A 19,337-nucleotide genomic window follows, 5' to 3' on the forward strand; every position below is an offset into this window, starting at 1 on the left:
AGAGTCAAAAACAGATAAATCACCTTTGCGCGTCTCTTGATTCTTGACTCTTAATTCTTGATTATGCCTAATATATCGGCGGAAACTTAGCCGGGTTTGCTTCGCTTACAATGGCGTAAACGGCTTCAATTATATCATCAAGGGATGGTTTGCTAAAGTAATCGCCGTCTGATCCATATGGCGGGCGGTGCTCTTTCGCGGTCAATGTACGTGGCTGGCTATCCAACGAATAATAGCCTTTCTGCGCTTCAATTATTTGCTGAACAATATAAGCTGACGCAGCGCCGGGTACATCCTCATCAACAACCAATAGCTTATTTGTTTTCTTTAATGAAAGTCCGCATAGGTTATCTTTATCAAACGGATATAATGTTTGCGGATCGATAACTTCAATATCGATGCCCATTTTTTCCAGCTCCTGGGCGGCTTCTAAAACAATACGCAAGGTTGAACCATATGATACAACGGTAACATCGGTACCTTCCTTCATAATTTCGGCTTTACCAAGTGGCACAGTAAACTCGCCCACATTTTCAGGAAGCCTTTCTTTCAGGCGATAGCCATTGAGACTTTCGATAACCAATGCCGGTTCATCGCCGCGCAGCAGCGTATTGTACATGCCTGCAGCCTGCGTCATATTTCGGGGTACGCAGATATGAAAACCGCGCATCGAGCCCAATATCATCCCCAGGGGCGAGCCTGAGTGCCAGATGCCTTCAAGGCGGTGTCCGCGGGTGCGTATAATCAGCGGCGCTTTTTGTCCGCCAAAAGTACGATAACTAAGGCTGCCGATATCATCGCAGATAACGGTAATTGCGTATATCAGGTAATCAAGATATTGAATCTCGGCAATTGGTTTTAATCCGCGCATAGCCAACCCCATACCCTGGCCAATGATGGAAGTTTCACGGATGCCTGTATCGGTAATCCGCAAATCGCCGTACTTGCTTTGCAGGCCTGCAAATCCCTGGTTTACATCTCCTATGGCGCCCACATCTTCACCAAATGCCACGATGGTTTTATCCCTGGCAAAATTAGCATCGAAACAAGCGTTCAAAACTTCGCGGCCATCTATAGAACGCGCGTTATCACTGTAGATGGCAGGCACAACAGGCACATAAAGAGGCGATTGTGGTGTATCAGAAAATAACTTTGTGTTATACCGCCCATTGGCTTTAACTTTCTCGGCATTTAACCAATTTACCAGTAACTGCCTTTCCGCCGAGTCTTCTTTAGCCGTAGCCCTTAGTGTTTTCCTTACCGCCGAAACAATTTCTTTACGGCCGGCATCATAGCTTTTGCGCAATTCGGCTACTATCTCTGTCAGGTGCTCCTTAACAGAAACACCTTCGGCGTATTGCTCAATCATTTTGGCCGCTTCTTCCAATTCGGCATTAATCAAGGTTACTAATTCCCCTGCTGCTTCACGTTGGCAGTCGCGTACATATTTTTTGGCCTCTGCTTCCAACTCATCCAGCTCTTGTTCGGTTGAAATGGCGGAAGCAATCATCCATTGGCGCATTTTTAGCAAGCAATCGTGCTCATCTTCCCAGGCCAGGCGATCTTTTGATTTATATCGTTCGTGTGAACCCGACGTTGAGTGGCCTTGCGGCTGGGTCATCTCGGTAACGTGGATAAGTACCGGAACATGTTCTTCACGGCATAAAGCAATGGCACGGGCATAGGTTTCGCAAAGTGCTATATAGTCCCATCCTTTTACCTTAAAAATCTCGAAGCCGTTTGAACCATTTTCGCGCTGAAAACCTTTTAATATTTCGGAAATATCTTCTTTAGTGGTTTGCAGCTTAGCCGGTACCGAGATTGCATAGGCATCGTCCCAGATAGAAATTGCCATAGGCACCTGCAACACGCCAGCCGCGTTAAAGCATTCAAAAAAAACGCCTTCGGATGTAGCGCCATTGCCTATAGTTCCAAAGGCAACCTCGTTACCATTAACAGAAAACTGTTTAAGATATTCCAGTTCCTGGTTTTGGCGATATAGTTTTGAAGCATAAGCCAGGCCCAGCAATCGCGGCATATGGCCGCCTGTGGTTGATATATCCGATGAGCAATTCATCGTTTCGGCCTGGTTTATCCAACTGCCATCGGCATTAATAAAACGGGTGGCATAGTGGCAGTTCATTTGACGGCCAGCCGAGGCCGGATCTTTTTCTACATCAGGGTGGGCATAAAGCTGGGCAAAAAACTCCCTGAGGTTGCTCATACCAGTGGCAAACATGAAAGTTTGGTCGCGGTAATAGCCTGCACGCCAATCGCCGGCGCGGAATGCTTTGGCCATGGCCAGCTGTGCAACTTCTTTGCCATCGCCAAAAATACCAAACTTGGCCTTGCCCGTTAATACCTCTTTACGGCCTATAATACTGGCTTGTCTGCTCTCATAACCAATACGATAATCTTCAATAACGATCTTTTTAAAATCATCAAAACTAAGCTCTGCGGTATCAAATTTACTGGTGGCACGAATTGCAGTTCCAGGCATATAAAATTTCGTTTAGACGGTAAAATTATGAAATTCTATTCTGTATTTGGCATAGTAACACTTAAAACATGAAGTATTGCTAATAGTTTTGTTATTACGTTAAACCTTTTATATTTGTATTAATCAAATATAGCATATGAAAAAGATATTAATGATCTGCGCAGTTGTTTTAGGTTTTGCCTTCACTGCATCGGCACAAGATAACCAAAAAGCCGAGTTTAAATTCAACGAAGAGAAGCACGACTTTGGGAAAGTTCCTCAGGGTACACCTGTTACTACTGTTTTTGAATTTACAAACATTGGTAAAGAGCCACTTATACTTACCGAGGTAAGGCCAACCTGCGGTTGCACTATTGCCGATTATACCAAAACCCCTGTAAAAAGCGGTGATAAAGGTTTAATTAAAATCACTTATAACGCTGCAGTAGCTGCCCCTTTTAACAAAACGATCGTGGTTAAATCAAACGCGGTTACACCCGAAAAATATTTAAATATTATAGGTGAAGTTATTGCCAAACCGGCCTCAAGTAAATAAGCTCCAGCCAAACCCTCCCCGGAAGGGAGGCTTAAATAAAATATTGAACACCGCGACGCGGTGTTTTTTTTTGAAATTCATTTGACAATCATTATAATGAATCCGGGGTTTAACCAAGGTAACTGGTTTCAGAGCCGGATAATTTTTTTGTAATTTTGCACATGCCAAAAATATCTCAGAAAGGGCTGCGAATGCCCGCATCCCCAATCCGTAAATTAACGCCTTATGCTGATCAGGCTAAGCTGGACGGCAAAAAAGTGTACCATTTAAATATTGGCCAGCCGGATATTGAAACTCCCGAAGGCATGTTAAATGCCATTAAAAATATTGATTTTAAGGTTTGGGCCTATACCCCATCCGAGGGTACTTTGAGTTATCGTAAAAAACTAACAGAATACTATAATAAATTAGGTTACAACATTACTCCGGATAATATCATTGTAACCACCGGCGGTTCTGAAGCCATTACCATAGCCATGATGGCCTGTTTAGATTCAGGTGATGAAGTAATAATCCCTGAACCTTTTTATGCCAATTACAATGGTTTTGCCAGCCAGAGCGATATTGTGGTAAAACCTATTTTATCTTACATCGAGAACGGATTTGCCCTGCCCCCTATCAGCGAATTTGAAAAGCTGATTACTGATAAAACCAAAGCTATTATCATTTGCAATCCTAACAATCCAACGGGGTACCTGTATTCGCAGGAAGAACTGGAGGCTTTAAAGGAATTGTGTTTGAAATATGACCTTTACCTGTTTTCGGACGAGGCTTACCGGGAATTTTGCTACGATGGCCGTAAATTTATTTCGCCAATGCATTTAGACGGGTTGGATGATAACGTGGTGGTTATGGATACCGTAAGCAAGCGTTACAGCGCATGCGGCGCCCGTTTAGGCTGCCTGATTACTAAAAATGCAGAATTACGCACAGCAGCATTAAAATTTGCCCAGGCCCGGTTGAGTGCAGGCATGGTTGAACAAATTGCCGGTGAGGCCGCCGTTGATACGCCCGATGAATATTTTGAAGCCGTAAATAAAGAGTATACCAGCAGACGAAATACCCTGGTAACTGCTTTAAATAATATAGATGGCGTTTACTGCCCTAATCCCGGGGGGGCATTTTATGTGGTGGCACAGCTGCCTATTGACAATGCTGATAGGTTTTGCCAATGGATGCTGGAAACCTTCAGTTACAACAACCAAACCGTAATGATGGCACCTGCAACGGGCTTTTACAGCACACCGGGCGCCGGCACAAATGAAGTACGCATGGCTTATGTACTTAATAATACCGACTTAAAAAGTGCTATGATTTGTTTGGAGGAGGCTTTGAAAGTGTATCCCGGAAAGGTAGTAGTGCCAGAGCAGCTTGTTGCTAAAAATTAGCGGTTACAAGGCCGTATTTTATAACACTTTTCGGCCTGCTGTTGCGGTTTCGTTGCGATTTTTAAAATATGACAATTCTTAATTTATTGACTATTAGATAATTGACATTTTTCTCTGTTTCACCTGTTGCGCAACGCAACACTTTAAACAACAAAACCCGGACGACAAAGCCGGGTTTTGTTGTTTAAAGACGAAACACTGCATGATTTCAATATTTTCCAAACAACTTATTCAAATTGCCATACGGTGTTGCATCGTCCGCATAGCTAAAAGTGCCGTTATGAAGTATCTCTTCTGCCGCCCTGAAAACCGCCCCGTAAGCGGCCCGAATAAGTGATGACCCGATGCTTACCCGCTTCACGCCAATATCTTCGAGCATATTTAACGAAAAATTGCTACCCGAAAGGCCCATAACTACATTAACAGGGCGCGGCGCTACCGCCTTAACCACGGCCTCAATTTCCTGGCAAGTTTTAAGGCCGGGCGCAAATAATACGTCGGCCCCGGCATCGGCAAAAGCAACAAGACGGGCAATGGTATCTTTTAAATCGGGCCTGCCGTATATTAAATTTTCGGCTCGTGCAGTTAATGTGAACGGGTAAGGTTGATCACGGGCAGCTTTTACAGCGGCCTTTACCCGTTCTACCGCCAATTCAAATGGGTAAATGGGATCGACCGGGTTTCCGGTGGCATCTTCAATAGAACCACCTGCTAAACCGATATTTGCCGCGAGCGTAATCGTTTCGGCACAAGCCATAGGGTCGTTGCCATAGCCATTCTCCAGGTCGGCAGATACGGGTAAACTGGTTGCTGCAATAATATTTTTCGCATTCTGCAGGGTCTCCTCCCGCGTGATTGACGCATGTCCATCAGGCTTACCCAATGAAAAGGCAAGCCCGGCGCTTGTTGTGGCAAGCGCCTTAAACCCCAACGTTTCCAAAATCATCGCCGATCCTGCATCCCAGGGATTAGGAACTACAAAAATACCCGCTCTTTGATGCAGCATTTTAAACTCATTGGCCCTGGCTTCAAATAAATTTGCTGTAGATGTACTCATAAGATTATTGGTTAGATGGATAACAAACAAATCTATTGGATATTTGTGATTTCAAGCAAGACTATTTAGGTTCAGTAGTTAAATTTGGATTAGTAAGCTGCCGGAATTTGTGCCAATTAAAAAAACTATGATGGCATTATAAATATTTAACTTATTTTCAACCTATGAGTAAACTAAACAAGGCCTTCGAGCTTTTTGATGCTTATAATAAGCAAGATCCCCGCAGTTTTACATGGGAAGGTGTAACTGAGCCGCAGGAATACTTTTTTGCTGTTAAATTATATGAGTGGGTTTTAAAATTAGATCCCGAGGCTACCGAAGAATTATTATTGGCATCCAGGAGTCAGCACATTGGCAGGTGGGAAATTCCGCGTGAAGATTACCCGGAAGGACGTGAGCCATACCTGAAATGGCGTAAAGACCTGGCCTTGCATCATGCTGCCATTGCAGGCCGTTTAATGAAAGATGCTGGTTATGACGACGAAACATCAGATCGCGTTAAACAAATCATCCTGAAGAAACGAATTAAGGTTGATGCTGATGTGCAGACCATGGAGAATGCGCTTTGCCTGGTATTCCTGCAATTACAATATGAAGAATTCAGGAAAAAATACGAGCAGGAACCGGAGAAAATAATTAATATTCTTCGGAAATCATTATTGAAAATGGACGGGCACGGGCATCAGTTCGCATTAAAATTACCTTATTCAGAAAATGGGTTAGAGTTGATCAATGAGGCCTTAAGTAGGTTGTAATCAATTTTATGGAGCGGGCAGGTTTATGAACGCTCCCAATGAGGCTTTATAAATACGAGTGCCCTTTTTTTAGTTGTGTATTGTACCTGTTTTTTGAATTATCGATATTGGAAACAAAAACAAGGCTGCTTTTTCCCCATCATAACAACTTAAAACGATGTCAAAGTTTAACTTCATTTCGCCTTTTTTTATTGTTTCCAATGTAACCGATTCGGTTGCTTTCTATGTAACTAAACTTGGGTTTGAAGTTCGGTACATGGGCCCCGAGGGCGATCCGTTTTTTGCTATGGTGGGCCGTGGCCCCGTTTCCCTTATGCTAAAGGCCATTACAGCCGACATACACCCCATGCCCAACCCTACCCGGCACGAATGGGCTGCCTGGGATGCATATGTCTCTACCGAAGACCCTGATGTTTTATTTGAAGAATTTAGTCGGGCCGGGATAAGCTTCCGGAAACCCATCCACAACAACAGCGACGGGTTGCGTGGTTTTGAAGTAACAGATGCCGATGGCTATGTTTTATTTTTTGGGCGACCTATCGTAGCCCAAAAGTAATCCTTTGTAAATTTGAAGCTGCCTTTTTAACGCCGCCTGTTGCATGTGGGTTACCGTTACCACATCGTAGTATTTATCGCCATCATATCTAACTTTTGCTTTTTTGGAAAGAGCTATCCTGACCAGCATGGAAAGGTTTCCTTCCGGGACTTCTTCGTCGCTCCATTCCCATGTTGCCCCGTCGCCGTTATCTCTTTTAAAATCAGGTTCGTAATTAAAATTTTCGCCACCGGCATTGAAGGTCATATTTTTTATGAATAACCAATCCTTTGAGGTGTATTGAGTGGTAAACCGGAGTGTGTAACTACTATCCTCCTTACTAATATAGGCGAATATGCCGTTGATATTCACATAACGTGGGGAGTTTTGATCATAGATGAATGTATTACCCGAAAACTGATCATGCTTTTTGCGCGCATTGCGATAAAGTTTTTTGAACATCGCGGCATTCACTACAATTGGAGACAATTCTTTAAGTGCAAATTTCGACGAAGCACCTTGTTTCACCTCATTACTAATTGCACCGGCGCTGTCTCTTTTAGCCGTATTGAGCAAAGCTGCACTGTCAATGGCTGCTGAGTCGACTGTATTATTAGTGGTATTTTCAATAGCGTAATTATGGATTGTGGCTATCAGCCCTATTAACACCAATACGCAGATGGTAATGATGATTGCTCCAGAACTGCTATTTCTTTCTTGACTAACTTGAGGACTCGTCCGTGAAGTTTCAACGGACTGAAAACCTTCTTCATCCTCGCTTAATGGCGGATCGGGAGGCGATACCTCACTTATCGCGGTTTCAAATACGCTGCCGCAGTAAGCACATTTTATAGTTGTAGTAGTCGCAGGTTCCAGTTCGGCACCGCAATTACTACATTTACTTAATTTCCGGGGATCCATGAACTTTAACGTATTTGGCGAAATTTGATGGATTTCCTCCCTGATGCTAAAAGGTCGAGGTTACCGCTCCGTACCCGGGCTAGCGCGGCGTAATAGTTTGCAACAGTCTTTTTATACAGTACCTTTACCATCAATAGCGGGAGCAAGCCCAGAAAAAACGCGCCGCGTAACAACCAATAAAACCCCGCGGGCTCACTAAAAATGATGTTATTTAAAGAGTGATTCTTAAAGTCAAAATAATCTCCGGCAAATGCTGTCAGTGCAGCGCGTAAAACCAGGACACCAAACCAAAGCCCTAAGCCGATTAACAGATATTTTTTATAAACCGTCGACTGTTGAGGAGGTTCGAAACTGGCATCAGCCGGTCTTCTGCCGTTTAGTTCTCCGGTCACATCGTCCATGTAAATGGCGTAGTCATTCCCATGGTAATAATATACTGCCCGCCAGCCGGGGTAATAAAATTTACTGGCCGATTTAGTGTCATATTTTAAATAGTGTTGATGTTTATGCGCCGGATCAGCATGAGTAAGTTCGCTATAAACCTGGTTAGCCGCTTGTAACTGGCCCAAATTATCCCAGGCTTTTTGTTCCGGTTGGCTATCAGTTAATTTAATACCGTCTGTTTGGATAGCATTAACTGGAATTATTAGCTTTTTGTCGACACGATTGCCAAAGACCGCCATGTTTTCTCCCTCCGCCTTACTTTCACCGCCGTAAACCGAAACTGAAAAATTGCCACTAAGCGGAGTGTTCTGACTAAGTACTTTTCCGTTATTATCAATCGTGTTATAATAACCAGTATAGGTACCACTAAACTGATAAAACGGAACATATATCTGCTCGACGGCAGGAACTCCGCTTCGAATAACAGGTTGACGGGTGTTTTATCACCGGTGCTGAGAAATGTAATTACCGCATCCCTAAATTTTGAAAGGTCATTCCTGAAACGAATGCAGCCTGCATCAGGTGCCGGCCCGGTTGTTGAATGCTCAGTTGATTTGCTCGTCTTAAAAGCGCTTCCGCAATAGGGGCATTTATTGGTATTTGTTGTAAAATCGTATTCGAGGTTTGCTCCGCAATTGCTGCAAGCATTGCTGCCGCTTAGGGGTTGTATAGTAGCCGGTTCCATTTATTTAAGCTGTTCAAATGTTTGTATAGCAATCAGTCCCAGGTTTTTGTAGCTGATAGTTTCGTTCATTGCAGAGAAGACATATGCATCATCAAAATCACTGAGTATGGCCAGTTCCTTTTTTGCTTCTTCAACCTCGTTTAATCCCAGATAACAGTTGATGATAGAATAATGAGCTTTAGCGGCCGTACGGCCGAATTCCCTGGTATTATCATCCGGATAAATTGTGGCATCCGGATAGTTCTGAATGAGCTCGCGAAAGATAAGGATGGCGGACTTAAAGGAATTCATGTGAAAATGACAAAGCCCGGCATTATACAAGGCATCATCCGCCAGTTCATGGTCTGGATAAAGCCGGGTAATGTCCATGAACTGCCGCATGGCGTCAAATAGTAATTGCTGCTGAACCAGTTGGCTTGCTGCAGCGAAAAGTTCATAGGGATGACTATTCGTCATAGGTGGATAAGGTTATATAAGACTTAACAATTGTGCTTTCTTTTGATCAAACTCAGCTTGGGTGATAATCCCCAAATCCAAAAGACTTTTAAGATCCTTGAGTTTTTCGATAGGGGATTTCTGTTCAGGCATCGAAGTATTTGGCTGTATAGCAGGCGCCATAGCCTGCTGAACCATCTGCGGCATCATAAAACCCATGCCCAACCCTACCCCACCTCCTACGGTTTGTCCTGCAATGCCGTTGACATTATTTGCCGCATCCTGGATTGACATGGCCATTTTGTATTTCATAAACTCATCCATATTACCCAGGGCCGACATACCCGATCGTTGATCTATCATCTCCTGAACTTCTTCAGGCACAGAAATTGAACCTACGTAAAAATTGTGCAATGATAAACCCAAATCCTGAAAATCGGGCTGTAGCGCTGTTTTTACATTTTCGTTAATGGAATCATAAGCTGAAGGCAGATCCATCACCGATTGTGCTTGTTTTCCAAGTATCCCGGTTAGTTTAGATACAATAATATTTTTTAAGTAATCGGCAATATCGGCATCCTGGTACATGCCCATTGTACCTACTATTTGATTTACAAACACGCGGGAATCTGATATCTGGACGGTGTAATTACCAAAAGCACGTAAGCGTACCATTTTCAGGTCGCGGTCAGCAAACAAAATTGGCTCTTGCGTACCCCACTTCAGATTGGTAAATAGTTTTTTATTGGTGAAATAAACCTCGGCGCGGAACGGTGAATTAGGGCCATAAGCAAAACTCGTAACCCATTTTGTGATCACCGGAAAATTACGCGTTTCCAGCATATAACGTCCCGCCGCAAAAACGTCTACTACCTGACCATCCCTAAAAAATATTGCTTCCTGTGTCTCGCGTACAGTTAGTTGCGCGCCCCATTTAATTTCTGTCGGTCCGTTATCCGGAACCCGCTTTACCATTACACTTCCCGAGTTATCTAAAAACTCAAGAACTTCAACTAATTCAGGCATAAATAATTGTGAAAATGATTAATGTTCAAGGCTAATATAAATTATTTATTTAAAAAATAAACATAATTAATACACATACATCCAAGACCAGATAGTTTGTAAAGGCTGGAACTAATTACTGTTCAATCTCATACAATGATGTGCCATAGGTCATTTTTTATGTGGCCAATGATACCTAACCTTGATGCATGAAAAATATGAGTATCAAACATTTGAATTTCGCACACAATGCCTGGTTAAGAGGACTTGGCTTTTATGAACTTGAACTTGGCTTTCTGCAGGAACGATTAGAAGAAATTGCCGGTGATAACACAGGGAAAGAGGTTTCAGAAAAAGTAGAATATTTTCAAAACCAACTAATCATCCATCGCGATTACCTGGACAATTTAAAGCATCGTATCCACGCCAATATGACCTTACTGCAACATGAGTTAAAGGCAACCACAACATATGTTGATGAAGTAACCGTTATGGCATACAACCAGCTTGCGGAAGATTATTTTACAGAAGACCAGATGTTTATAGAACTTAGGAATGAATTCAACCGCTTCGCGGCAGAATGGATGTAAACGGAATGTGAATAAGTTTATAAGCTTGTCAGTTGCCTGCTGGTGGCTTGCTTGCCCGTATATTAAGCATAAAAAAGCCGCCCTGTTAAATTCCAGGGCGGCCATTCTTGTTTGTAGTTTAAAAAGTTAAACTTCCTCTACTTCTAAAACCGGCACATGTTTTTCTTCTTTTTTACCAAAAAGCCTTGCTTTAAGGTTGTACCGGATAAGGTACATACATGGCACCAGGATCAGGGTGATGATTGTGGCAAAACCTAAACCGAAGATCATTGTCCAGGCTAACGGCCCCCAAAAGGCTACGTTATCGCCACCAAAGTGAATGTGTGGTTTAAAATGGGTGAACAGGCCTACAAAGTCGATATTGAAACCTACTGCCAATGGTATTAAACCTAATATGGCGGCAGTTGCAGTTAACAATACCGGCGTCATACGGGTATGGCCAGCCTCAACTACGGCATCGTGAACACTTGCGCCCTGTTCAATCAACATATCCGTAAATTCTACAAGCAGGATACCATTTCGAACTACCACACCAGCAAGTGCTATGATACCAATACCAGTCATTACAATAGACATGGTCATGTGGAATATAGTTACTCCAAGTAATACTCCAATAATACTAAAAAAAATCTCGCTGATGATTATGAATGTTTTACCAATAGAGTTAAATTGGATCATCAAAATAACCAATATTAAACCAAATGATACGCCAAGTGCAGATAACAGAAATGTCATTGCTTCCATCTGATCTTCCTGACCACCACCCATTCTTATAGAAACATTATCAGGTGCTTTAAAGTTGTTGATGGCCAATTTAATGTTTGCGTTAACATCATTGGCATTAAATGGCTTTATAACGTTTGATCCTAATGTAAGCACCCGCCTTTGCTGCTTACGTTTTATGTTGCTATAGGTAGTAGTATAACGCACATCAGTAAATGCAGAAATAGGCACCTGGCGAATAGCGCCGCCTGTTGCCATGTCACGATAGGTAACCTTAAGGTTTTTAAGGGCGTCGATATCGCCGCGCTGGCTTTGCAATGCGCGTACTTTTATCTGGTAATCATCTTCCTTGGTATTCCTGAAATCAGCGGCTTTGGAACCTAATATTGCGGTAGCCAAATTTTGGGTGATGAGACCAGAAGATATCCCTTCCCGGTTGGCACGCTCGCGGTCAACATCAAAAACGATGGTAGGTTTGTCACTTTGAACGTCGGCAGTTAAATTCTCGATACCGGCAATATTTTGTTTAACTAAATAGTTTTTTAAACGATCTCCTGTTTTAACTAACGAATCAAGGTTATCGCCAATTATTTCGATACTGATATCCTTTTGTACCGGCGGACCGCTATTTTCTTGTGTTACTGATATTTTAGCCCCGGGCACACCTTGAACCGCCTGGCGAATCCTTTTCAAAATTGCTTTGGTATCTTTGCCATTACGCTTGCCAAATTCAACAAATGCAACGGTTACTTTACCTTTGTTTTCATAATCACCCTGGTCCTCATCTGAAGGATCGGCAACCCCTTTGGTAACGTTCGAAATAACCGATGATACGATATCCTTATCTGGTTCAACTACCTCAGCAACACGTTTCTCCAGTTTTTTGGTCACTTCGTTTGTATAAGTCTGGTCGGTACCTATCGGCATGGTAATGTACACGTAAGCAAAATTGGGATCGCCAGATGGGAAGAACTCGGGTGTTTTACCAATTAAGTTCATTAAAACTATGGCAAACACAAACAGGCCCATAGTACCAAATAACATAGTTTTGGGAAAGTGCACAGCTTTTTCGAGCCATTTGGCATACCATTGCTGAAAACGAGGCCAGGCATTTTTCTGGAACCTGTCAATAACCTTTAACAGCACAAAGTGGTTTAAAAGATACAGCGCTATTATCAGCACCATAAAGTTGCCTATTCCAAAGTTTATAAGGTAACCAACAACTGTAGCAATAAGCAGGTATATCATTGCCCGCTTTACCTTACGATCAAATTTGGGATGGTCGTGTTCTCCGTCAAAATGAGGTTTCATAAAATCAACCGCGAAAACCGGATTAATTATATAAGCCACAACCAACGATGCTAACAAGGTTATAATTAACGTAATAGGTAAAAAGAACATGAAATGCCCAATCAAACTGTTCCAGAATGCCAATGGCACAAACGGTGCAAGCGTGGTCATGGTACCCGAGAATACTGGCAAAAACACCTCGCCGGCAGCTATTTTAGCAGCCTGCTTAATAGGTACTTTTCCATTGGCAAATATGCGGTGCGTATTTTCAATAACCACAATAGCATCATCTACCACAATACCCAAGGCCAACAGGAACGAGAACAGCACAATCATATTCAGGGTAAAACCTATCCAGGGCATTATCAGGAAAGCTATAAAGCACGATAGTGGGACAGATAGCGCCACAAATATGGCATTGGTAGTGCCCATGAAAAACATGAGGATAACTGTTACCAGTATAAAACCAATTACTATGGTATTTATCAGGTCGTTAAGTGTTGTACGGGTCTTATCAGACTGATCGCCGGTTACCGTGATATTTAATCCCTTAGGGAAAACTGTTTTCTGTTTTTGTTTGATAAGCTCGTTTATCTTATCTGATGCCTGGATCAGGTTCTCGCCCGCTCTTTTACTTACGTTTAATGTAATTACATTTTTAAAGTTGGCGTTATCATTGGTTTTTAAGCGGGCAAAACTCTCCTGCTCTAAAAACGAATCCTTGATTTCGGCAATATCACGCAAATAAACTGCCTGCCCTTTGGGGTTACGGATAGCCATAGCTGCTACCTGATCGGCATTTTTAAAGTCTTGTTTAATATCGATACTGCGGCGCACGCCATCAGTGGTAACATTACCTACCGAAGCCAGGATATTCTCGTTGCCGATAGCATCAGTAATGTCCTTGAAACCGATTTGTGCTGCCGTCATCTTATTCATATCCACATTAACCTGAATCTCTGGCGTTAACGCACCTACCTCATCAACTTTCGAAATTTCCTTATAACTTTCAATATCGTCTTTTAAGTTATCGGCATATTCTTTTAATTTTTTCAGGTCGTAATTACCTGATATGTTGATATAAAGGATCGGAAGGTCGGCAACATTGATGTCACTTATGGTTGATTCCTTTAGATTGTTATCATTTTGCGGCAAATCCGGTTTTGCTTTATCAACAGCCTCTTTAACGTCAATTTTGGCATCGCGGATGTCGATATTGGCATTAAACTCGGCGGTTATTATAGAAATGTTTTGAGCCGAGTTGGATGTTACCTTTTTAAGCCCTTTTAACGACTTTAATTTTTTTTCAATCTGGCGAGTTACCAGATTTTCCACATTTTGAGGGGATTGACCTATAAACGCTGTCGAAACAAACACTTTCGACTGTGCTATATCCGGGAAATTCTCCTTTGGCAGATTGTTATAACTAACCAAACCTAACACGGTAACCAAAAATATGAGTACATATATGGCTGTTTTATTATCGATGGCCCAGCTTGAGGGCCCAAATTCTTTAGTTGAATCTTTCATAATTGATAGATCAAGTGTTTAATAAATTATTTAGCTGACTCTAAAACCTTAATTTTATCACCATCCTCTATTTCGGTAGCGCCTTCTGTAACTAATATATCACCGGAATTTAATCCTGATAATATTTCTGTTTGACCGCCATAAGTTGCCCCTGATTTAACATTTACTTTTTTAGCAATGCCATTTTTATTAAGAAAAACATAATCGCCCGATTCTGATTTTTGAATTGCTTTTACCGGTACCGCTATAGTATTTAAATTAGTATAATTGGCAATTTGTATAATGGCAGTCATGTTGGGGCGTAGAGTTTTACGCACTGGTAGCTTAATTTCCACACCAAAACTACGGGATGTCGGATCGATCACCTTGGCAGCAAAGGTTACCTTGGTAATTAATGAATCTTTTGCATCCGGCACTAAAATCTTCACCTCATTTCCTGTATTTACGCTGCCTGAATATGATTCGGGCACATCCGCTTTAACTTTTAACATGTCAGCATTAACAATGCGGATACCTAAGGTTTGGCCGGGTGTAGCTGATTGCCCCAGTTTAAGATCCATCTGGTCAACGGTACCATTAATAGGGGAAACAATACGATACTGGCTCGATTGCTGTTTGAGCGCTGCCAATGCCTTTTTGCTGCCTTGTAGGGTAGTTTGTGCTGTTAAATACTGTACTTCTGTACCTATTTTTTGATCCCAAAGGTTTTTTTGACGGTCATACAGCGTTTGGTTTAAGGTTACCTGTGCTTCGCTTTGGGCTATATTTTGTTGCAATACGCTATTATCCAATTGTGCAAGTATCTGCCCTTTGCTTACATGATCTCCGGGTTTTACATTTAAAGATGTAACAATGGCTGCTGCCTGCGGATAAACTATTACGTTATCTTGTGCATCAATTTTACCTTGAAGCTGTACATAATTGGTAAATGTACCCGATTTTAAAACTACAGTGCTTACATCGGTAGTTTTAGCCGAATCTGTTGAGCCAACCTCGGCTTGCAGCTTAGTAATCTTTGTGTTTAAGTCGGCTTGCTGCTTTTTAAGGTCGGCAAGTTCCGCTTTTTTATCTTTTGGTTTGCTTGTGCAGGCAGCTACCAAAAGAACCAAGGCTGCCGGTATGTATAATATTTTTTTCATGTCGTTTTTATATAGTGAGTTTAGTTTGTGTTTTATTGAATTCGTCCGTAAGCCTGGTCAAGGTCAACTTTGCTAACCAATGCATCATATAACCCCTGAATGTATTTATTGTCGGCATCTTCAAGCGCGGTTTGTGCTTGTGTAACCTCAATACTTGAGCCTACCCCTTGCTGATATTTTATTTTCGATACCCTTAAAACTTCCTGTGCCAGTGTCTGATTGGCTTTTTGATTGTTTAATGATTGTAATCCATTAATATAATTAACCGAGGCCACCCTGGCATTCAGGTTCAGTGAATTTTTTAAATCCACAAGGTTGTTTTGCGATTGCATCAACGTAATTTTGGCTTCTTTTACCTGGTTACTGCGTTGGCCGCTGCTGAAAATAGGTACGTTTAATGAAAGGCCTATATAACTGGATGGGAAAGAATTTTTATATAAATTTCCAAAGCTATTGTCCTGGTATGATGCAGCATAATTGCCGTTGAAATTCAACGTAGGTAAATATGCTGCCTTTTTATTTTGGAGCAGCAGTTCATTCACCTTTTTATCGGTTTCCTGTAAGGCATATTCAATGCGCTTATGATAAAAGGCGGTATCGGTGCCCAATTCTGCCACGTTATTATCTAACTTAATATCAACTAATTTATCTTTAAGTGTTAAGCTAAACTCAATTGGCATACCCATCTGAAATTTCAGCATCTGATAATTGAGCGCAAGAGAGCGTACCACATTTTCCCGGTTTGTTACCAGGTTATTATACTGAACGGTTATACGGTCAACATCGATGAGTTCAACCACCCCTTGTTTGTTTTGGGCCACAGTTTGATCAACCTGTTGCTTTAACTGGGCAATATTAGCATCGTATAATTTTATTTGCTCATCGCTCACCAAAACCTGGTAATAGGCTTTTGTTACAGCAATGTTGGCAGCAATTTTTGTACGTGTATAACTACGCTCAGATAACTCTTTGTAGGTTTTTGAAGCCTTTAAGCCAACAAAATAGCTACCGTCGAATATTTTTTGTGTTAAACTTAAGCCTAAGTTTGAATTGTACTTCACACCAAACTTAACCGGGATAAAGGTGCCCGGAGCTCCAAAAAACTCACCGGGTAATAAACTTGTTGGAACCTTAAGGTAATCAGTAAATGATGCGCTACCACTCAGTTGCGGCAAGCCGGTGCCTGTTGTTTCCTTAATTTTATACTCGGCGCTTTTAACATCAAGACCCGCATTAACTACCGTATTCTGGTGCTCGTAAGCGTAGTTTATACACTCCTGCACGCTGAAGTTAAAAGTCTGGTTATTAGGTGGCGTTTCCTGGGCGTAGCTTTTAAAGGCTATGGCTCCCAAAAATGTGGCCGTAAAAAGTAAATATTTCATTGTATATATAGTTGTTTGGTGATTTTTCATCTATTATGCCTCAAATATCCAGGCCGACTTTGACAGCCTTATGTCAGCAGTATTAAATTAATCTTCTTTTATATTCCTGTACTGGTTTAAAAGTTTGTAACCCTTAAGGGTACAAATGCCATAGTTAAAATGGTCTAAAAACTGCACCTGCACCTTCCAGGTATTAAACTCCGCTATCGGGAATATGGTAGTGTTAAATCCAAGTTCCACGGTGTTTACCCTCATGCGCGCAACTATCTTTACGTCAATTTCGGGCCTTATGTAACCCTGCTTAATACCTTTTGTCAATAATTCTTCCAGTGTACTAATCAAAACCTCATTTTTAAACTGCTGAAAAACCTTCCATGCATCAGGATGATACTTTTGCATATCATGAATTACTATCGGGTTGATGCGTGAAAACATATCCTCAGAGCATTTGGTCATATTGATCATTTCCTCGATCACATTGGACGATTTACTGATGAACTCAATCATTTGCTCCTCATCCTCTTTCAGCTTTTTTTTAACCATTGCTGTTACCAATTCGTTTTTGTCCTTAAAAAACTGGTATATGGTTTTTTTCGACATCCCCAGGTGCCTGGCTATATCGTCCATGGTTACGCTCTTGATGCCTGCCTTTAAAAACAGCTCTTCGCCACCTTCAATTATTCTTTCTATTTGACTCATTGACTTTCTGAGTCAAAACTAAGGAAACATTTTTTGATTTCAAAGTTTCCATACGAAATGACTTTTTTAAGACAAACATTGCAGATGTGCAAATTTCAAATTCCATATGTACAGATGATTGCTATATCTAATATGACTATCGGGAATTTTAAAATAGGACACCGTTTCAAAAATCTGCACATCTAAAATCTGCATATCTGCACATCTGAAATCTGCACATCTGCACATCTGAAATCTGCACATCTAAATGCTTATCTTTGCAAAAAATTATATTTCAATGAACTTTTCTCCGCTTTCTGCAATTTCGCCAATTGATGGCCGCTACCGGAATACCACCGCCGAACTTGCCGATTACTTTTCTGAATACGCCCTGATCAAATACCGTGTATTTGTCGAGATTGAATATTTTATCGCATTGGTTAAATATCCATTGCCTCAGTTACAGGGTTTTGATGTCAATCTGGTAGAAAAGTTACGCGATATTTATAAAAACTTTACCGAGGCGGATGCCCAAAGCATCAAGGAGATTGAGAAAACAACCAATCACGATGTAAAAGCCGTGGAGTATTTTATCAAAAATGAGTTTGATAAATTAGGTGGTTTAGATGCGTTTAAGGAGTTTATTCACTTTGGTTTAACATCTCAGGATATCAACAATACAGCTATCCCTTACACGTTTAAGCTTGCGATAAACAACACCTACTACCCTGCTATCAGCCAGCTAATTGATACATTAAAAGGATATGCAGCCGATTGGAAAGATATCCCATTGTTGGCGCATACCCATGGGCAACCGGCCTCGCCAACAAGGCTTGGCAAAGAGGTTGAGGTTTTTGTAGAGCGGCTTGAAGGCCAGCTGGAGATTTTGAAATCAGTAAAATACTCGGCCAAATTTGGGGGCGCTACCGGCAATTTCAACGCGCACCATATTGCTTACCCTACTAAGGATTGGAAAGCTTTCGGAAATCATTTTGTGAATGATATATTAGGACTGAGCCGCTCGCAGTTTACTACTCAGATTGAGCATTACGATAACTTTGCCGCTCAATGCGATGCTTTAAAACGCATTAACAATATCCTGATTGATCTTGATCGCGATATGTGGACTTACATATCCATGAACTACTTTAAGCAGAAAATAAAAGCGGGAGAAGTTGGCTCATCGGCCATGCCACATAAAGTTAATCCTATTGATTTTGAGAACTCGGAAGGTAACTTAGGCATCGCCAATGCTTTGTTTGAGCACCTGGCCGCCAAACTACCTATTTCGAGATTACAGCGCGATTTAACAGACTCAACAGTGTTACGTAACATAGGTGTGCCTGTAGCGCATACTTTAATCGCCATAAAATCTACCATCAAAGGCTTAAACAAACTATTACTTAACCAGGATGCTATTACCGCCGACCTGGAAGCCAACTGGCCTGTAGTTGCCGAGGCGATCCAAACCATATTAAGGCGCGAGAGCTACCCCAACCCATATGAGGCATTGAAAGACCTTACCCGTACCAACCAGCAAATAAACGCGCAAACAATTGCAGAGTTTGTTGACAGGTTGGATGTAACAAATAATGTGAAAGAGGAATTGAAAAAGATAACACCTTTGAATTATACTGGGATTTAATTTGAGAATTTGAAGATTTGAAAATGAAGGGACGAGGGAGAAACTAATTTTCAAATCCTCAAATCTTCAAATTCTCAAATAACTATTCAATCATATAGAA

At 41.6% G+C, this 19,337-nt stretch carries 17 protein-coding genes; 6 read left to right on the forward strand and 11 right to left on the reverse strand.

Features of this window, described 5'->3' with window-relative positions; genetic code table 11:
• Positions 1 to 67: 67 nt before the first annotated feature.
• On the reverse strand, positions 68 to 2,500 hold the full coding sequence (locus AC1RM2_RS29520) for an alpha-ketoacid dehydrogenase subunit alpha/beta (protein ID WP_492988737.1): 2,433 nt from the start codon (positions 2,498 to 2,500) through the stop codon (positions 68 to 70).
• 136 nt (positions 2,501 to 2,636) lie between these two features.
• Between AC1RM2_RS29520 and AC1RM2_RS29525 the strand changes: the two genes are divergently transcribed.
• On the forward strand, positions 2,637 to 3,035 hold the full coding sequence (locus tag AC1RM2_RS29525) for a DUF1573 domain-containing protein (RefSeq protein WP_090650036.1): 399 nt from the start codon (positions 2,637 to 2,639) through the stop codon (positions 3,033 to 3,035).
• Positions 3,036 to 3,196: 161 nt separating this feature from the next.
• Positions 3,197 to 4,423 (forward strand): pyridoxal phosphate-dependent aminotransferase, encoded by a 1,227-nt coding sequence (locus AC1RM2_RS29530; protein WP_492988738.1) that lies wholly within the window; start codon positions 3,197 to 3,199, stop codon positions 4,421 to 4,423.
• A gap of 208 nt (positions 4,424 to 4,631) precedes the next feature.
• Here the strand turns inward: AC1RM2_RS29530 and AC1RM2_RS29535 are convergent, their stop codons facing one another.
• The gene (locus tag AC1RM2_RS29535) at positions 4,632 to 5,480 is read right to left on the reverse strand and encodes an isocitrate lyase/PEP mutase family protein (protein WP_492988739.1); all 849 of its coding nucleotides are present in this window, start codon (positions 5,478 to 5,480) and stop codon (positions 4,632 to 4,634) included.
• Positions 5,481 to 5,644: 164 nt separating this feature from the next.
• Between AC1RM2_RS29535 and AC1RM2_RS29540 the strand changes: the two genes are divergently transcribed.
• Positions 5,645 to 6,235, forward strand: coding sequence for a DUF4202 domain-containing protein (locus AC1RM2_RS29540; protein ID WP_492988740.1), 591 nt, complete (start codon positions 5,645 to 5,647; stop codon positions 6,233 to 6,235).
• Between the two features lie 157 nt (positions 6,236 to 6,392).
• The gene (locus tag AC1RM2_RS29545) at positions 6,393 to 6,791 is read left to right on the forward strand and encodes a VOC family protein (protein WP_492988741.1); all 399 of its coding nucleotides are present in this window, start codon (positions 6,393 to 6,395) and stop codon (positions 6,789 to 6,791) included.
• Here AC1RM2_RS29545 and AC1RM2_RS29550 read toward each other — a convergent pair.
• The 5 genes from AC1RM2_RS29550 to AC1RM2_RS29570 all read right to left on the reverse strand — a co-directional run bounded on the left by AC1RM2_RS29550 (position 6,756) and on the right by AC1RM2_RS29570 (position 10,281).
• Positions 6,756 to 7,691 (reverse strand): TFIIB-type zinc ribbon-containing protein, encoded by a 936-nt coding sequence (locus AC1RM2_RS29550; protein ID WP_492988742.1) that lies wholly within the window; start codon positions 7,689 to 7,691, stop codon positions 6,756 to 6,758. The genes AC1RM2_RS29545 and AC1RM2_RS29550 overlap by 36 nt on opposite strands.
• Positions 7,692 to 7,696: 5 nt before the next feature.
• Positions 7,697 to 8,374: a hypothetical protein gene (locus AC1RM2_RS29555; protein ID WP_492988743.1), complete on the reverse strand. Its 678-nt coding sequence runs from the start codon at positions 8,372 to 8,374 to the stop codon at positions 7,697 to 7,699.
• 226 nt (positions 8,375 to 8,600) lie between these two features.
• Entirely contained in the window at positions 8,601 to 8,783 is a 183-nt protein-coding gene (locus AC1RM2_RS29560; RefSeq protein ID WP_492988744.1) for a hypothetical protein, read from the reverse strand.
• Between the two features lie 37 nt (positions 8,784 to 8,820).
• The gene (locus AC1RM2_RS29565) at positions 8,821 to 9,276 is read right to left on the reverse strand and encodes a tetratricopeptide repeat protein (RefSeq protein ID WP_477384426.1); all 456 of its coding nucleotides are present in this window, start codon (positions 9,274 to 9,276) and stop codon (positions 8,821 to 8,823) included.
• Between the two features lie 12 nt (positions 9,277 to 9,288).
• On the reverse strand, positions 9,289 to 10,281 hold the full coding sequence (locus tag AC1RM2_RS29570) for an SPFH domain-containing protein (RefSeq protein ID WP_492988745.1): 993 nt from the start codon (positions 10,279 to 10,281) through the stop codon (positions 9,289 to 9,291).
• A gap of 197 nt (positions 10,282 to 10,478) precedes the next feature.
• Between AC1RM2_RS29570 and AC1RM2_RS29575 the strand changes: the two genes are divergently transcribed.
• Positions 10,479 to 10,850 (forward strand): hypothetical protein, encoded by a 372-nt coding sequence (locus tag AC1RM2_RS29575; protein ID WP_492988746.1) that lies wholly within the window; start codon positions 10,479 to 10,481, stop codon positions 10,848 to 10,850.
• 126 nt (positions 10,851 to 10,976) lie between these two features.
• Here the strand turns inward: AC1RM2_RS29575 and AC1RM2_RS29580 are convergent, their stop codons facing one another.
• The 4 genes from AC1RM2_RS29580 to AC1RM2_RS29595 form a co-directional block, all read right to left on the reverse strand.
• Positions 10,977 to 14,393: an efflux RND transporter permease subunit gene (locus AC1RM2_RS29580; protein ID WP_492988747.1), complete on the reverse strand. Its 3,417-nt coding sequence runs from the start codon at positions 14,391 to 14,393 to the stop codon at positions 10,977 to 10,979.
• Between the two features lie 26 nt (positions 14,394 to 14,419).
• Positions 14,420 to 15,532 carry an efflux RND transporter periplasmic adaptor subunit gene (locus tag AC1RM2_RS29585; RefSeq protein WP_492988748.1) on the reverse strand — a complete coding sequence of 371 codons (1,113 nt, stop codon included), beginning with the start codon at positions 15,530 to 15,532 and terminating at the stop codon, positions 14,420 to 14,422.
• A gap of 32 nt (positions 15,533 to 15,564) precedes the next feature.
• Positions 15,565 to 16,914 carry a TolC family protein gene (locus tag AC1RM2_RS29590; RefSeq protein ID WP_492988749.1) on the reverse strand — a complete coding sequence of 450 codons (1,350 nt, stop codon included), beginning with the start codon at positions 16,912 to 16,914 and terminating at the stop codon, positions 15,565 to 15,567.
• A gap of 87 nt (positions 16,915 to 17,001) precedes the next feature.
• Positions 17,002 to 17,613, reverse strand: a complete 612-nt coding sequence (locus AC1RM2_RS29595; protein WP_492988750.1) for a TetR/AcrR family transcriptional regulator — start codon at positions 17,611 to 17,613, stop codon at positions 17,002 to 17,004.
• A gap of 277 nt (positions 17,614 to 17,890) precedes the next feature.
• Here AC1RM2_RS29595 and purB point away from each other — a divergent pair, with 277 nt between their 5' ends.
• Complete coding sequence (gene purB, locus AC1RM2_RS29600; protein ID WP_492988751.1) at positions 17,891 to 19,237, forward strand: adenylosuccinate lyase; 1,347 nt, start codon at positions 17,891 to 17,893, stop codon at positions 19,235 to 19,237.
• Positions 19,238 to 19,337 lie beyond the last annotated feature (100 nt).

Source organism: Mucilaginibacter sp. GW822-FHT03E02, assembly GCF_058801545.1.

Excerpts from the sequence above, each read along its gene's own strand:
- AC1RM2_RS29520 (WP_492988737.1), bottom strand. The coding sequence starts at position 2,500 with ATGCCTGGAACTGCAATTCGTGCCACCAGTAAATTTGATACCGCAGAG.
- AC1RM2_RS29525 (WP_090650036.1), top strand. The coding sequence starts at position 2,637 with ATGAAAAAGATATTAATGATCTGCGCAGTTGTTTTAGGTTTTGCCTTC.
- AC1RM2_RS29530 (WP_492988738.1), top strand. The coding sequence starts at position 3,197 with ATGCCAAAAATATCTCAGAAAGGGCTGCGAATGCCCGCATCCCCAATC.
- AC1RM2_RS29535 (WP_492988739.1), bottom strand. The coding sequence starts at position 5,480 with ATGAGTACATCTACAGCAAATTTATTTGAAGCCAGGGCCAATGAGTTT.
- AC1RM2_RS29540 (WP_492988740.1), top strand. The coding sequence starts at position 5,645 with ATGAGTAAACTAAACAAGGCCTTCGAGCTTTTTGATGCTTATAATAAG.
- AC1RM2_RS29545 (WP_492988741.1), top strand. The coding sequence starts at position 6,393 with ATGTCAAAGTTTAACTTCATTTCGCCTTTTTTTATTGTTTCCAATGTA.
- AC1RM2_RS29550 (WP_492988742.1), bottom strand. The coding sequence starts at position 7,691 with ATGGATCCCCGGAAATTAAGTAAATGTAGTAATTGCGGTGCCGAACTG.
- AC1RM2_RS29555 (WP_492988743.1), bottom strand. The coding sequence starts at position 8,374 with ATGGCGGTCTTTGGCAATCGTGTCGACAAAAAGCTAATAATTCCAGTT.
- AC1RM2_RS29560 (WP_492988744.1), bottom strand. The coding sequence starts at position 8,783 with ATGCTTGCAGCAATTGCGGAGCAAACCTCGAATACGATTTTACAACAA.
- AC1RM2_RS29565 (WP_477384426.1), bottom strand. The coding sequence starts at position 9,276 with ATGACGAATAGTCATCCCTATGAACTTTTCGCTGCAGCAAGCCAACTG.
- AC1RM2_RS29570 (WP_492988745.1), bottom strand. The coding sequence starts at position 10,281 with ATGCCTGAATTAGTTGAAGTTCTTGAGTTTTTAGATAACTCGGGAAGT.
- AC1RM2_RS29575 (WP_492988746.1), top strand. The coding sequence starts at position 10,479 with ATGAGTATCAAACATTTGAATTTCGCACACAATGCCTGGTTAAGAGGA.
- AC1RM2_RS29580 (WP_492988747.1), bottom strand. The coding sequence starts at position 14,393 with ATGAAAGATTCAACTAAAGAATTTGGGCCCTCAAGCTGGGCCATCGAT.
- AC1RM2_RS29585 (WP_492988748.1), bottom strand. The coding sequence starts at position 15,532 with ATGAAAAAAATATTATACATACCGGCAGCCTTGGTTCTTTTGGTAGCT.
- AC1RM2_RS29590 (WP_492988749.1), bottom strand. The coding sequence starts at position 16,914 with ATGAAATATTTACTTTTTACGGCCACATTTTTGGGAGCCATAGCCTTT.
- AC1RM2_RS29595 (WP_492988750.1), bottom strand. The coding sequence starts at position 17,613 with ATGAGTCAAATAGAAAGAATAATTGAAGGTGGCGAAGAGCTGTTTTTA.
- purB (WP_492988751.1), top strand. The coding sequence starts at position 17,891 with ATGAACTTTTCTCCGCTTTCTGCAATTTCGCCAATTGATGGCCGCTAC.